The organism is Verrucosispora sp. WMMA2121 (genome assembly GCF_027460185.1).
In the GTDB taxonomy this organism is placed as follows: domain Bacteria; phylum Actinomycetota; class Actinomycetes; order Mycobacteriales; family Micromonosporaceae; genus Micromonospora; species Micromonospora palythoicola.
In genome coordinates this window covers 1-15000 of record NZ_JAPZBH010000005.1, presented here as the reverse complement: position 1 = coordinate 15000, position 15000 = coordinate 1, and the positions used below count along the sequence as shown (strand labels likewise).

At 70.3% G+C, this 15000-nt stretch carries 8 protein-coding genes and 2 rRNA genes (1 of these 10 only partly in view); 6 read left to right on the top strand and 4 right to left on the bottom strand.

All coding sequences use genetic code 11. The features are described from left to right. Positions 1–1592: ribosomal RNA gene (locus O7605_RS08650) — 23S ribosomal RNA — on the top strand; it begins 1518 nt to the left of the window's first position. 100 nt (positions 1593–1692) lie between these two features. Further along, positions 1693–1809 (top strand): 5S ribosomal RNA (gene rrf / locus O7605_RS08645). A gap of 346 nt (positions 1810–2155) precedes the next feature. Here the strand turns inward: rrf and O7605_RS08640 are convergent. The 3 genes from O7605_RS08640 to O7605_RS08630 all read right to left on the bottom strand — a co-directional run bounded on the left by O7605_RS08640 (position 2156) and on the right by O7605_RS08630 (position 7737). Then, on the bottom strand, positions 2156–3970 hold the full coding sequence (locus O7605_RS08640; protein ID WP_269737378.1) for a VanW family protein: 1815 nt from the start codon (positions 3968–3970) through the stop codon (positions 2156–2158). Between the two features lie 180 nt (positions 3971–4150). Next, positions 4151–5407, bottom strand: coding sequence for a polysaccharide biosynthesis protein (locus O7605_RS08635; protein ID WP_269737377.1), 1257 nt, complete (start codon positions 5405–5407; stop codon positions 4151–4153). 11 nt (positions 5408–5418) lie between these two features. Beyond that, complete coding sequence (locus tag O7605_RS08630; RefSeq protein ID WP_269737376.1) at positions 5419–7737, bottom strand: hypothetical protein; 2319 nt, start codon at positions 7735–7737, stop codon at positions 5419–5421. A 236-nt stretch (positions 7738–7973) separates the two neighbouring features. Here O7605_RS08630 and O7605_RS08625 point away from each other — a divergent pair, with 236 nt between their 5' ends. Next, on the top strand, positions 7974–9692 hold the full coding sequence (locus O7605_RS08625; protein ID WP_269737375.1) for a hypothetical protein: 1719 nt from the start codon (positions 7974–7976) through the stop codon (positions 9690–9692). Then, positions 9689–9850, top strand: a complete 162-nt coding sequence (locus O7605_RS08620) for a hypothetical protein (protein WP_164449583.1) — start codon at positions 9689–9691, stop codon at positions 9848–9850. The genes O7605_RS08625 and O7605_RS08620 overlap by 4 nt, the downstream gene beginning before the upstream one ends. Before the next feature lie 76 nt (positions 9851–9926). On the opposite strand, the gene O7605_RS08615 is transcribed toward O7605_RS08620, so the two are convergent. After that, complete coding sequence (locus O7605_RS08615) at positions 9927–11087, bottom strand: glycosyltransferase family 4 protein (protein WP_269737374.1); 1161 nt, start codon at positions 11085–11087, stop codon at positions 9927–9929. Positions 11088–11346: 259 nt separating this feature from the next. On the opposite strand from O7605_RS08615, the gene O7605_RS08610 reads away from it, so the two are divergent. Together O7605_RS08610 and O7605_RS08605 are read left to right on the top strand one after the other, a co-directional pair. Beyond that, positions 11347–13014, top strand: a complete 1668-nt coding sequence (locus O7605_RS08610) for a substrate-binding and VWA domain-containing protein (RefSeq protein ID WP_269737373.1) — start codon at positions 11347–11349, stop codon at positions 13012–13014. After that, positions 13011–15000 (top strand): DUF3367 domain-containing protein (locus tag O7605_RS08605; RefSeq protein WP_269738766.1); only part of this gene is annotated, 1990 nt, incomplete at its 3' end. The genes O7605_RS08610 and O7605_RS08605, both read left to right, overlap by 4 nt.

Here is a 15000-nt window from a genome sequence, read left to right as displayed (position 1 = left end):
ACCCGCGAAGGAGCGTCCCTGACGAACCTCGTTGTGCTAACCACCCGAACCAGCCGAGACCTTCGGGTCGAGGTTGGGGAGCGTGGGAACCTGGCGGGTAGTAGTCAAGCGATGGGGTGACGCAGGAAGGTAGCTGAGCCCGGCCGGTGGTTGTGCCGGGGTAAGCGTGTAGACCGCATCATAGGCAAATCCGTGGTGCATGAAGGTTGAGACGTGATGCCGAGCCGAGTCAGGTGAAGTCAGTGATCCTATGCTGCCGAGAAAAGCCTCTAGCGAGTTTCGAGCGGCCCGTACCCCAAACCGACACAGGTGGTCAGGTAGAGAATACCGAGGCGATCGGGCGAACTGTGGTTAAGGAACTCGGCAAATTGCCCCCGTAACTTAGGGAGAAGGGGGGCCGGAGACGTGAAGCCCCGCGCGGGTGGAGCGTTGTATGGCCGCAGAGAGCAGGGGGAAGCGACTGTTTACTAAAAACACAGGTCCATGCGAAGAAGTAATTCGATGTATATGGACTGACGCCTGCCCGGTGCTGGAACGTTAAGGGGACCTGTTAGCTCTTCGGGGCGAAGCGGAGAACTTAAGCGCCAGTAAACGGCGGTGGTAACTATAACCATCCTAAGGTAGCGAAATTCCTTGTCGGGTAAGTTCCGACCTGCACGAATGGCGTAACGACTTCCCCACTGTCTCAACCACAGGCCCGGCGAAATTGCAGTACGAGTAAAGATGCTCGTTACGCGCGGCAGGACGGAAAGACCCCGGGACCTTTACTATAGCTTGACATTGGTATTTGAGTCGGCTTGTGTAGGATAGGTGGGAGCCGGTGAAGCTCATACGCCAGTATGGGTGGAGGCAATCTTGAAATACCACTCTGGTTGATTCGGGTATCTAACTTCGGACCGTTATCCGGTTCAGGGACAGTGTCTGGTGGGTAGTTTAACTGGGGCGGTTGCCTCCTAAAGGGTAACGGAGGCGCCCAAAGGTTCCCTCAGCCTGGTTGGCAATCAGGTGTTGAGTGCAAGTGCACAAGGGAGCTTGACTGTGAGACTGACGGGTCGAGCAGGGACGAAAGTCGGGACTAGTGATCCGGCACTTGCGTGTGGAAGCGGTGTCGCTCAACGGATAAAAGGTACCCCGGGGATAACAGGCTGATCTTCCCCAAGAGTCCATATCGACGGGATGGTTTGGCACCTCGATGTCGGCTCGTCGCATCCTGGGGCTGTAGCAGGTCCCAAGGGTTGGGCTGTTCGCCCATTAAAGCGGTACGCGAGCTGGGTTTAGAACGTCGTGAGACAGTTCGGTCCCTATCCGCCGTGCGCGTAGGATACTTGAGAAGGGCTGTCCCTAGTACGAGAGGACCGGGACGGACGAACCTCTGGTGTGCCAGTTGTCCCGCCAGGGGCACGGCTGGTTAGCTACGTTCGGAAGGGATAACCGCTGAAAGCATCTAAGCGGGAAGCCTGCTTCAAGATGAGGTATCCCACCACCTTCGGGTGGGTAAGGCCCCCAGCTAGACGACTGGGTTGATAGGCCGGAAATGTAAGCCCGGTAACGGGTTCAGTTGACCGGTACTAATAGGCCGAGGACTTGACTACAACGATCGCTCGCGTCCACTGTGTAACTCACAACAAACAAACACACACCCCTGACACGATAGTGTCAGCAAATTGGTGTTGTTTGACATGTTGATAAGGTTACGGCGGTCATGGCGGAGGGGAAACGCCCGGTCACATTCCGAACCCGGAAGCTAAGCCCTCCAGCGCCGATGGTACTGCACCCGGGAGGGTGTGGGAGAGTAGGACACCGCCGGACATTCTTCGTTTGAGGGCCACCCCTGATGGGGTGGCCCTCAAACGCGTTGGGGCTCCTTCCGGCTTACGCCCTCGGCCCAGCACGTGTTCGTCGCCGCGGTGTCGGCGGCGCGATTAGCGGCTCGTTCGAGGAGATCTGGCATCCGGCTGCCTATCGCTCTCGCCTGGAGATCCGGGTGCAGGAAGAACGCATGGTTCCGACGCCGTCTCCCGATGACCTGGGTAGGCGGCGCCGTCGAGAAGTCGGTCAGGCATAGTCGCGAAGCTCGTCGGAGCGCCTCGACAGGGAACGGCCCCGCCGGCGCGGAGGCGGGCGGGGCCGTGACCGAGCTGGCGCCCGGTGGACGTCAGGCGGGTTTCTTGGCGCAGATGAAGCGGGGTTCCGCACTGTAGGTCCAGCTGAACTTCTCCCGCTTGACGACCTTGCCGTCCTTCTTGATCACCCGAAACGCGTCCTGGGTGAAGCCCTGGCTGCCGTTGGCGGGGATGCAGCTCGGGCCCGGTTCGAGGTAGACGGTCTTCGGCGAGGTGATGTTCCGCCGCGGGCCGTACTCGGTCTTCACGCTGTCCCAGATCTTTGTGCTCCACATCGATACCGTCACCGAACTGCCGGTGTAGGAGGTGTCGATCAGCACGCCGTATTCGGTGTTGTTGCGGAACTTGAAGTCGAGGTTGGGCCAGAAGATGGTCGACTCGATGACCGCCGGGTACCGGCTGAAGTAGTACGAGTGGGGCTTGTGCTCGACGTCCTCCAAGCCGGCGTAGTAGGAGGCGTTGAAGAGGGTCGTGGTGAACTGCGAGGTGCCGCCGCCGACGCCCGGCACCAACTTGCCGTCGAGGATCACCGGCGCGTCCCGGTAGCCCTGGGCGTAGCCGCGTTCGCCGGTGTGACCGTTCAGCGAGAACGTCTCGCCGGGCAGGACCACGGTGCCCTTCACATCGTTGGCGATCGTCACGATGTTCTGGCTACGGGGCGAGGAGAGCCCGCCGGTGAAGTTGGTGGTGAAGGACGACACCTTCTCCTTGATCCCCAGGCTGCGGAGCTTCGCCGCGGTCAGCTTCGGCTCGACCGGCTTCAGCTCGGCGGAGACCGTACGATCCGTGCCGCTCGGCAGGACGGCGAGCAGGTCGCTACCGAGACTGCTGGTGTCGACCTGCTTGCCGGGCCGTCCGTCCTTCACCTTCGGTTTGCCGCCAGAGATGCTCATCGTGGCGTTCTTCGGGGCCACCTCGACGGTGTCGAGCTTGCTGCCGAGCGCGGCCTTCAGCTTCTTGACGTCCACGCTGGGCGTGAGCTTGCCGGTCTTGTCGGCCTTGAACCGGAGGCCCTTCGCGATGGCCGTCGGCGGAATGGTGACCGAACCACGCTCCGTGGTCAGCTTGACCGGTGCCGCCACCGCCGGCTCGGCCAGCTCGGCGACCAGCCGGTCAACCTCCTCGGCCGTGGTGGCCGGGTGGTTCTCGACAAGCGGGACGGTCACCGGCTGCCCGTTCAACCAGCCCTGCTTGACGACCTCGGCGGAATGCTCCGGGTCGATGGTGAGGCTGGACTTCGGGTAGCGCACCTTCGGCTTCGTACCAGAGAAGGTGATCGCCGGCATGGTCATCTTCCGGCCCTGGTCGCCCACGAGCTCCTTCAGCGCGGTCTCCAGCTTCGGCACGTCCACCGAGACAACCGGCTCGACCTCCCGCGAGCCGACCAGGCGGTCCACGGCGTGGGCACTCGTCGCGGCGGCGGCGGCCACGGTGGCCTCCACGTCGACGGTGAGCCCCACCTCGGCGGGATTGATCTCGGCCGTCCGCTCGCCGACGCGTACCTGGATGGGGGCCTGGAGTTCGGCCGCCCGGCGGTCCAGCTGCGCCTGTAGCTCCCGCGCGGCGTCCGTCCGGCTGCGCCCACCGAGTTCGGTACCGAGGACGCTGGTGCCGCGCGGGACGTCACCCGCGTAGGCCCAGACCGCCACCGCGCCCACCGAGCCGAGCACGGCGGTGGCCACGCCGGAGGCGAGCAGCAGCCGGAATCGGCGGGAGCGGGATCGGTCGCCGTCCGGCGGAACGGGCGCCGGTCGGACCGGCTCTTCGATCGGCCAACTGACCGCAGTCACCTGCACCGTCGGCCGATCGTCGGCCGGCGGGGGGCGTTCTTCGCCGTACAGCGTCACAACTACCTCTTAGCGACGTACCGCATGCGGAGCCAGGGGATCCTACTCCGGAAGAGAACCACGGTAGCCAACCGAACCACCGTCGGGGAGCCCGAGTCGCCACGGATCCCCAGTCGTGCCCGTTCAACGTGGCGGGCAGGCCGAATTGTCACTCCTGGTGACGGTCGGATGTCCCGCCTGTCAGTGCCGACCGCGCACGAACACCAGCCAGGCCATCACCACGGCAGACAGCGTGGCGACGGTCAGCGAGCAGCTCAGCACCCCCGTCACGGTGCGTGGCGCGACCAGGGCGGCTGCCGCGGTCAGCCCGGCCGTCGCCAGCCAGAGCGGCGCGGCGGGCCATCGCGCGGCGGTCGCCACCCGATCGTTCACCAGCATGAAGACCACCGCGTAGAGCGCCCCGACGGCCGCGAACATCGGCGCCGTCCCTGCCAGGTGCAGATAATCGGCGCCGCCGACGAGCCGGAAGGCCAGCTCGCCGGCGACCGCCGAACTCACCACCAGGACCGCCCCGCACGCCAGGATCAGCGCCAGGGCCACCAGTCGGGCCCGCCGATCACCCTGGGCCAGCCGGGGCAGCACCAGCAGCGTGACGACCTGAGGCGCCCAGAGGGCACCCTTGCTGAGGACCGCGCCGACGGCGTACGCGCCGGAGTCGGCCGCCGGTAGGAGTTGGCGGGCCAGGATCAGGTCCGCGTACGAGATGGTGAGCATCGCCAGCGTCGCGCCGCACGCCGTCATCACCTGCCGCGCCCCTAGTCGCTGCCCGGCGGGGTGCCGGGCGGGTGACGTCCCGGTCACGACATCGGGGCGATCGGACGTGGCCGGGTCGGCCGGTCGCGGGTACTCGGGTGAACTGGCGAGACGGGCCAGGAGCGGCAGCGCGAACAGGCCGGTCAGGGTGGTCAGGAGCAGGCACACCTCCGGCCCCCGGCCGAGCAGCAGCCCGGCGACCAGTCCCCCGTAGCGACCGAGGGCCACCGCGACCATCGCCGCGGCGAGCCGCAGGAAACGTTCCTGCCCCTGGAGTTCGCCGAGCCACCGCCCGCTGAGCACGGTGGCGAACGTGGTGGTGGCGAGCAGCAGCGTGAGTGCCAGCGGCAGCCGCAGGGCGACGGTCAGCACCGGTGCGGCGGCAGTCGTCACCCCGGCCGTGAGGGCTGCGGTTCGTAACCCGAGACGGCGGGTGTCACCAGCGCCCCGGCGGGCCCGGTGGGCGGCCACCGCGATCTGCAGACCGAAGCCGGGTACCGCCGCGATCGCGGCCAGCGCGAGAACCGTCGCCAGCGCGCCCAGGTCGGCGGCGGTGAGCCGGCGCGCACCGAGCATCGGAACGACGTACGCCAGGGCATTGGTCACCACGGTCGCGACGGTGACCGCGGCACCGGCCGCGCCGAGTCGCACCCGTGCGACGTCCCTGCTGGTGGTCTGGGCCATGCCGGCTCGGCCTACTCGGGCTTCGGTGCCGGGTTGCCGATCGCGATTTCGTTGGTGCAGAACGAGATGTCCGTCCCGCGCACGGTCAACTCGACCGAGTCCCCGCCGCCGATGATGCGGAAGAATCGCTGGTTGAGGCCCTTCTTGATCGGGAACTCGGCGGTGCCGGTGCCGAGCCGTAGCGTCGCCGTGCCGGTCGTCGAGCTGAGATAGCCGATCCGGACCACCCAGTGCCAGTCCTGACGGGGCTCGTTGAGCGGCATCCGTACGCTCTGCCCGCCGGAGACGAGGTAGCCGCAGCCTTCCTGTGGTCCCGGCTGGATGGTGCTGCCGATGACCGTGGCCACCTGGATCCGGCCGAGGGAGTCCAGCACCGACAGGTTGTCGGCCTCGTCCACGAACGTGGGGCGGGTGCCGAAGGCACGGAAGAACCGGGACTGCAGGTTGTACGGCCAGGACAGGTTGGGCACGACCTCGTTGGGCACCGGGCCGTCGAAGAACACGGTGTCCGGCGGCGCGCTGGCCATCTCGATCCGCACCGTGTCGACGTACGACCTGCCGGACTTGGCCGCCCACTCGTCGCTGTACCGGGACGTGGTCCAGACGGTGCCCAAACAGACGGCGACGAGCACCAGGGCGAGCACGACGTGCACCGCCTCCCGGTAGCGCTCCGGCAGCGGACCGAACAGCCCGGGCGGAGGAGGAGAGTCGGCGACCAGCGGTCGCCGTTCCGGCTCGGCCGGTTGCTCGACGGCCTGGCGCGGGGACGCCGATGGAGCCGTGGCGTCGCCCGGATCCGGCCCACCGGCCGGGTGCTGGCTGGCGACCGGCCCCGGGCTGTCGACTGCGCCGGCCGCACCGTCCGGCACGCGTTCGGGGGTCAGCACCGACGGCACCGGCTCGGCTGCTGCGGTGGGCTGCGGCTCGGGGTCGACGGGAGCTTCCGCGTGGATGACGCCGAGCCTCGCCACCACCTGTCTCGGTGGCCCGGTCCGGACCGACTCGGCCAGCACCGGTGTGGTCGAGCCGGCCGGCGGGGTGGACGACACGGGGTCCGGTGCGGTCGGGGCGCTGCTCGGTACGGCCACGGTGCGGTCCGGAGTCGTCACGTCCGCTGGTTTCGGGTGGACCTCCGGTCCCGCTGGCGAGATGTCGAGGTTTGCCGGTTCGGTTTCCCTGGTGCCCCGGGACGGCCGGGCCAGCCCGACCACGGCGACGCCGAGACAGATGGCGGCCACCACGACGACGTCACTGACATACCGGGGCACGCCACCGGCGACCCCGCTGAACGTGGAGCCGAGTCGGGTCGCGGCCAGCATGCCCGCCACCAGGACCAGGTACGCCCCGAGCAGCAGCCAGGCGCGGCCGGCGCGACGACGGCGGCGTACGGTCGCCACGATCAGGGCCACGACCAGGGTCCAGGCCACCCACCTGCCAAGTTCCGGTGGTGCCGCGACCGGTGCGCCGTCCCCGGCCCCCAGCCATCGCCACGGCCCACCGACCAGGCCCGGCATCACGGTGGACCCGAGCATCTGGGTGAGGAAGGTGAACACCTCGCCGACCGATGTCGGCCGCCGCAGCGAGGACTCCGAGTTGATCAGGTAGGCGGCGAGGAAGCCGAGCGACAGCGCGGTCAGCAGCAACCAGGAAGGCCACCAGCGGCGGAGGGTGATCCAGAGGGTACGGAAGAAGCCGCCGTCGGCGTAGAGGGCGGCAGTGAGCAGGAAGACCAGCGCGACGACCAGGATCGCCTTCTCGAAGAAGACGAGGCCGAGCAGCACGGACAGGGCCAGCGTCAGCAGATGCCGCTTGCGCCCGGTCTGCACGTAGCTGACCTGTGCGCTCACCGCGAGCACCATGGCGATCTGCATCGGCAGCATGTTGACCCCGACGGCCCACCACGACGTGGCCTCCAGCGTCAACGGGCTGAACATCAGCGCGCCGAGCGGCAGGAGCAACAGCCAGGACGGTCGCAGCAGCCGGCGCAGCAACCGGAGGAAGGCGATGCCGAGGATCGCCTGGCCGAGCGCCATCAGCAGCACGTACGGCCAGTACACCATCCCGAGGTGTTCGGTGATCAGCCAGGTGATCAGCCGGCCGGCGGGCATGAGGTGGTTGTTGTAGAGGGTGAGCAGGTGCCCGACGGTCAGGTCGGCCTCGGCCGCCTGTGTGATCATCACGTAGTCGTCGGCTGCCAGGAAGCCGCGCGAGGCCAACTGGGCGCGCCACAGCACGCTGAGGGCGACGATCGCGAGCGCCACCGTCCGGATCCGGTCCGCACCCAGCCAACCGCCGGTGCCCTCCGCCGCCGGGGCACCCCCCGTGGGCATCGACGAACCCGCATCAACCCGGTCCCGGCGCGGCGCGTCCGGACCAACGGTCCGGTCGACCGTGAGGGAAGGCGGGGAAGGGTTCGCTGCCATGGCGGGAACACTGCCACACCGACCGTCGCGCCTTACATCAGGTCAACGGATGGTTCGATGGTCATCGGCCCGACCACGGCCGCGTACAGTGGCCGCCACCAGCGCGGCCGATCGCCGCGCGCCGGCAGTGGTGAGGTCGACGGATGCGGGAACGGCTGGTGCCGCACGTGGTGGCCGCCACCGTGACGACGGTGGTGCTGGCGCCGCTGGCCCTGCCCGGGTACGTGCTGCGCTACGACATGGTCTTCGTGCCCCGGCCGGCCTTGAGCTGGGAGGTCATCGCCCCGGCCACGGCCCTGCCCCGGGCCGTCCCGCAGGACGCCGTGGTGGCGCTGGTCTCGCAGCTGCTCCCCGGGTGGCTGCTGCAACGACTGGTGCTGGTGGCGATTCTCTACCTGGCCGCGCTGGGCGCCGCGCGGCTGGTGCCGACGCAGCGGGTCGGGGTGCGGGTGGTGGCCGCCCTCGGGTACGCGTGGACGCCGTACCTGGCCGAGCGGCTGCTGATCGGGCAGTGGGGGCTGCTGGTCGCGTACGCCGCACTGCCCTGGCTGGTGCGGGCCGCGATCGGGGTGCGTGACGGCGAGCGGGGTGCCCTGCGTCGGCTGTTGCTGGCCGCGGCGGCGTCCGCGATCACTCCGACCGGCGGGCTGCTCGCCCTGGTCGTGGTCACCGTGCTGCTGGTCGGGCGGTACTCGGGAGCGGCCCGGACCGCCCTGACCGGGATTGGTACGACGCTGCTGCTGAACGCGCCGTGGCTGGTGGCCGGGTTCGTCAGTACGGGCTCAGGCCGCTCCGACCCGGTGGGGGTGGCGGTCTTCGCCGCCCGCGCGGAGAACTGGGCGGGGCCGCTGGTGGCGCTGGCCGGCACCGGCGGAATCTGGAACGGACAGGCCACCCCGGCGTCCCGCGGCGGATGGCTGATACCCGTGGCGACGCTGCTGGTGCTGGCGGTCGCCGGGTACGGCGTGCCGGTGCTGTGGCGCCGCTGGTCGGCGCCGGTCGTCGGTCGGCTCGGCCTGCTGGCGGTCGCCTCGTGGCTGGGTGCCGCGCTCGGGGTGCTGCCCGGTGGGGCGAGCCTGCTGGGCTGGCTGGTCACCGCCGTGCCCGGTGCCGGGCTGCTCCGCGACGGGCAGAAGCTGCTGATGCCGTACGTGCTGCTGCTGGTGGTCGCCGGAGCGCTCGGCGCGGAGCGATTGGCGGGACGCCTCGCGACCCGGTTCGACCAGGCCACCGGGCGGGTGCTGCTGGCCGGCGCGGCATTGCTGCCGCTGGCGGTGCTGCCCGACCTCGCCGTCGGCGGCGCGGGACGGCTGCGGCCGGTGGCGTGGCCGGCGGACTGGGAGACGGTGGCGCGGCTCGTCGACGAGCGGCCGGGCGAGGTGGTGTCGCTGCCGTTCCAGGAGTATCAGAGCTACGCGTGGAACGGTGGCCGGGTGGTGATCGATCCGGCGCCTCGTTACCTCGGCGTGCCGGTCCTGATCGACGACACGCTGCGGGTGGACGGTACCGCGGTCGCCGGTGAGGACCCGCGCGCCGCCCGGCTGCGTGAGCTGCTGGTGGCCGGCGAGCCGGTGGCCGCGGCCGGCCCGCGCTGGGTGCTGGTGCAGCGCGCCGCCGGCCCGACCCCGGACCCGGCGACGCTGGCCGGACTGCGGCCGGTGTACGCCGGTGCCGAGCTGACGTTGTACGAGAATCCGGCGTGGCGTCCGGCGGCGCGGCCGAGCCGTCCCGGCCCGGTGGGCCTGGCGCACCTGTTGGCCGGAACGGTGGTGCTGGTCCTCGTTTTTTCGGGCACTGCGCGATTGTGCTACCGCGTGGTAGCGTCCCGGCACGCGAGTCCCGCGGAAGGAGAAGGTGGATGAGGAACCTGCCCGCGTTCGTCGCCGTCGGGGTACTCGGGGTCGTGCTCGGCATGCTCGGCAGCGTCGGTCTGGCGAACGTGCTCAGCCCGTCCGCCAAGGAGGCTGCCAACACCAAGGTGAGTGAGCAGACCGAGGCCCCGCTGTACGGCACGCGCTGACCTCGAACGGCGCGAAGGCGCCCGCAGTACGCGGGCGCCTTTCGTCGTGTCCAGGATCGTTCGGGTGCCCGGCTGATCAGCCGCTGCGCGGAGTTGCCGCCGTGACCAGCTGTGCGAACCGGGCGCCGGTCGCTGTCCAGGTGTAGCGGGCGGCGTGGGACAGGGCCGCCTCGCCCATCGCCTTGCGTCGGACGTCGTCGGCGAGCAGTTCCCGAACGGCCGCCGTGAACTCCCGCTCGTCGTCGACCAGCAGGCCGGTCTCGGTGTCGACCATCGCCTCGGCGACCCCGCCCGCGTACCTGAAGGCCACGGTCGGGGTGCTGCGGGCGGCCGCCTCCACGATGGTCAGGCCCCAGCCCTCCTTGAGGGACGGGGTGAGCGCGAGCCAGGCCGAGCAGAGCAGGGCGTGCTTCTCCTCCTCGCTGACGAAGCCGGTGAACCGCACCCGGTCGCTGATGCCGAGGGCGGCGCATCGCTCGCGCAGCGGCTCCTCCCACCACCCCTGCCCGGCCACCACCAGCTCCAACTCGGGCAGCTCCGCGGCGAGTTCGGCGACCGTACGCAGGGCGATCTCGACCCGCTTGTGCGGAACCAGGCGGCCGAGCACCAGCAGCGACGGGTTGCGGGTGCGGGGCAGGGACGGACCGGTCACCGGAGGGGTTCCGTTGGGTACCACGTCGATCCGTTCGGCGTCGACGCCGAGGGTCGCCAGCTCGGCGCGGGTCGCCTCGGAGACCGTGACGTAGCGGCACCGCCGGTAGAGCCGTACCGCGAGCCAGGATTCGATCCACCAGCCGAGTCGGCACATCCACGGTCCGAACACCACCGGCCACTGCTCCCGGTGCACGTGGTGGACCAGCGCGATGACCGGCCGCCCGGCGTAGAGCGGCGCGAAGAACGGCACGCCGTTGCAGACGTCGACGATCAGGTCCGGTCGGCCGAGACCTCGTCGGCTCAGCGGGCCCAGGCCGAACCGGCTGGCGAGGCAGACCAGCGCCGCCCGGAGGTACACGGTCATCCGCGAACCGCGCCGCAGCACGCGTACGCCGGATTCGGTGGTCCCGGCCGGCCCGGCGTTGTCGTGGGCGGCACAGAGCAGAGTCACCCGGTGACCGAAGGTGACCAACTCGGCGGCGATCCGCTCGATGTAGACCTCCGAGCCGCCGCCCTCGGGATTGGTGGTGTCTCGCCAGTTGAGGAACAGGACGTGGCGGGAGGGGGTGTCGGTGTTGTCCACGCTGCTCCTACTGGTGAGTAAGTGAGCACGATCGCGCCACCCTAGGGCGGTCCGGCCCGGCTGCGCAATGGGCAGATCTGGCGGCGACGATCCGGTAACGGGTCGGGGACGAGGGGTTTGCCGACGGGCCGAAACCTTGGCAGGGTGTGCAGCGCAACCGCGTGCGATGCCCGGCGTCTGGTGCCCGATGTCGTCGCGGCAGGTGTTGTGACCTGCGGTGGGACATCGTCCGTAGGCGTGACGAGGAGGTGAGGCGGCGGTGGTTGCCGACCGTCCCGCGCCGGCGCGCGTCCTGTCCCGCCGTTCACCGGTGGTGCTGCTCAGTGCCGCCCTCGCGCTGCTGCTCGCCGGCTGGGCGGCGGTGTCGTACATCCGGGCTGATCGGGGCACCCCGACCTGCGTCGAACAGGTCCGGCTCCGAGTGGTGGCCGCTCCGGTGATCGCCCCGGCCCTCGACCGGGTGGCGCGAGCCAACGCCGGAAGCCAACCGTGCGTCTCCGTCGAGGTGCGGGCCCGACCGTCGGTGGCGGTCGCCCGGGAACTCGCCGACGACGGCGACGTGGCCGACGCGTGGCTGCCGGAGTCGACGTTCTGGCTGCGCCGGGCCCGTGCCGCTGGTGCTTTCGAGGTACCCGGACAGGGCACGTCGGTGGCGAGCACCCCGGTCGTGCTGGCCGTCACCGACCGGATCGCACGGCGATCCGGTTGGCCGGACAAGCCGCTGAACTGGGCGTCGCTCCTGGGTACCCGGGCGAAAGCGGTCCAGGTCGGGCTGCCCGATCCGGCGGCCGATCCGGCCGGGGTCGGCGCCCTGCTCGGCGCCCGCGCACTGGCCGACGACAACCGGGACTCGGCCGCGACCGTGGCGGCCACGTTGCGTCGGCTCGCCGAGCGGACCTTCAGCCCGGCCGAGGAAACCAGCTCGTTGACCCCGAACCAGGACCTGCCCGGCCGGGTGAGCGTCGTCGCCGCCAGCGAACAGGCGGTGCTGGAACACAACGCGCTGGCGGCCAGCGGCAAGCTGGTGGCGGCGTACCCGGAGGTCGACGTGCCCTGGCTGGACCTGCCGTACGTGGTGCTGCCCGCCGCGCAGGGGCGGGCCCGTGACGCCGCTGGCGCGTTCCTCGACACGCTGCTGACCGGCGAGGCCCGGGAGGTGTTCGCCGGTTACGGCTTCCGGACCGCGGCCGGTTTCCCGCCGGCCATGCCGGATGACGACCGGCTGCGGGCCGAGGAACGTCGGCCGGTGCCGCTGCCCGCCGAGCAGACGGTCAGCGACGTGCTGACCGGTTGGAGCGGCGTCCAGCGCAGCGCCCGGATCCTCACCCTGCTGGACATCTCCGGTTCGATGGCCGCGCCGGTACCCGCCGGTGGCACCCGACTCGACGCCACGGTGCGGGCCGCTCGGGAGGGGGCGGCGCTGCTGCTGGACAACAGCGAACTCGGCATCTGGGCCTTCTCCACCAAGGTCGACGGTGACCGGGACCACCGCGAGATCCTGCCGGTTCGCCCACTGGGTAGCCAGCGCAAACGGTTGACCGAGGCGTTGGCCGAGATCCGGGTCAAACCACAGGGCGGCACCGGACTGTACGACAGCACGCTGGCCGCGTACCGCGACGCGCGCCGCAACTGGACGCCGGGCCGGATCAACCTGGTGCTGGTGATGACCGACGGGCGCAACGAGGACGACGACAGCATCGGCCGCGCTGACTTCCTGGCCGAACTCAAGCGGTTGCAGGAACCACGCCGCCCCTTGCCGATCATCTTCATCGGTCTCGGTGCGGACATCGACCCGGAGGAGCTGAAGGCCATCACGAAGGTCACCGGCGGGCGGGTCTTCGTCACCGAGCAGCCGGGCGGGATGCGGCGCATCTTCTTCTCGGCGCTGGCCGACCTGAGCTGCCTGCCGCCGGAGTGCCGCCGATGAGGGGAATTCCGGCGCGGCTGCGCCGCTCGCCCGGCACGGTGCTGTCGCTGCTGCTGCTCACCGCGATCGCCTTCGGCCAGCGACCCGGTCAGGTCACCTTCGACACCAAACTCGACCTGGCCGCGAACCCGATCCACTTCATGGCCCGGGCGCTGCACCTGTGGAACCCGGAAGCCACCTCGGGTGAGTTGCAGAACCAGGCGTACGGCTACCTGTTCCCGATGGGACCGTTCTTCGCCGCCGGGCAGTGGCTGGCGGTACCGCCCTGGATCACGCAGCGGCTGTGGACGACACTGCTGCTGGTCGCCGCCTTCTACGGGCTGCTGCGGCTGGCCCGGGCGCTGCACATCGGCACCGAACCGACGCGGTACGCGGCGGCGCTCGGCTACGCGTTGGCCCCGCGGATCCTCACCGAGGTCGGCGCGCTCTCCTCGGAGGCGCTGGCCGCCTCGATGCTGCCCTGGGTGCTGCTGCCGCTGGTGACCGTACGCCGGATCGGTTCTCCGCGCCGGGCGGCGGCGCTCTCCGCGCTGGCCGTGCTCGGCATGGGTGGGATCAACGCGGCGGTGGTGCTGATGGCCCTGCTGCTGCCCGGCGTCTGGTTGCTCACCCGACGGTGGGACGCGCAGCACGTACGGCTGGTCGCCTGGTGGTGCGTCGGGGTCGTCGGGGTCTGCCTGTGGTGGATCGTGCCGCTGCTGCTGCTCGGCCAGTACAGCCTCCCCTTCCTCGACTACATCGAGTCGTCCACCACGACCACCGCGGTGGCCTCCCTGTTCCAGGCGGTACGCGGCACCAACCAGTGGGTCGCGTACATCGTGCAGGGCGAGCCGTGGTGGCCGGCGGGCTGGCTGCTGATCGACCATCCGGTGTTGATGGCGCTGACCGCGGTGGTGGCGTTGATCGGGCTGGCCGGGCTGGCCGGCAACCTGCTGCCGCAGCGGCGTTTCCTGGTGACCGGGTTCCTCACCGGGCTGACCCTGCTCACCATCGGCTACGTCGGGGCGGTCGACAGTCCGCTCTCCGGGGTGGTCCGTGATCTGCTGGACGGGCCGTTGGCGCCGTTCCGCAACGTGCACAAGCTCGACCCGGTGCTGCGGCTGCCGCTGATGCTCGGTTTCGCGCACGGTGTCGACGCGGTGGCCACCCGGATGCATCACGCCCTGGCCCGCCGCCGGCCCGGGATCCGGCTGCGTCCGCTGATCTTCGTGCCGGTGCTGCTGCTCGTGCTGGGTGCGGCCGCACCGGCGTGGCTGGGCCTGTTGCGTCCCGGCCCCGGCTGGTCCGACCTGCCGCCGCACTGGCGATCGGCGGCGACCTGGCTGGCCGACCGCGACGCGCTGGCCCGCACGCTGGTGGTGCCCGGCTCCGGCTTCGGACAGTACGACTGGGGACGCACCGTCGACGAGCCGTTGCAGGCGCTGGCCGAGGCGCCGTGGGCGGTGCGCAACCAGATCCCGCTGGGGTCGGCGGGCAACACCCGGATGATGGACAGCGTCGAGGAGGTACTGGCCAGCGGCCGGGGCTCGGCCGGCCTGGCCGACCTGCTCGCCCGCTCCGGCTTCCGGCACCTGTTGCTGCGGAACGACCTCGACCGGACCCAGGTCGACGCGCCGCCGGTGACGGTGCTGCGTCGGGCGTTGGCCGACTCGCCCGGTATCGCCCGGGTGGCCACCTTCGGCACCACCGAGGCGCTGTCCCGGACCCTCGGCAGCCCGGTGGACGACGGTGCCGGCTCCCCGGCGGCGATCGAGGTGTACGAGGTGCGGCGGCCGGTGCCGCCGGCCTCGGCGGTGCTGACCGCCGACGTGCCGACGGTCAGCGGCGGTCCGGAGTCGCTGCTTCCCCTGCTGGAACAGGGGGTGGTGGAGCGGGACCGGCCCGTGGTGCTCGCCGGTGACCGGGCCACGTCTCCGGACGACGCGGTGGGTGACCGGTGGATCGTCACGGACGGCCTACGCCGCCGGGAGCGCGACATCGGTCGGG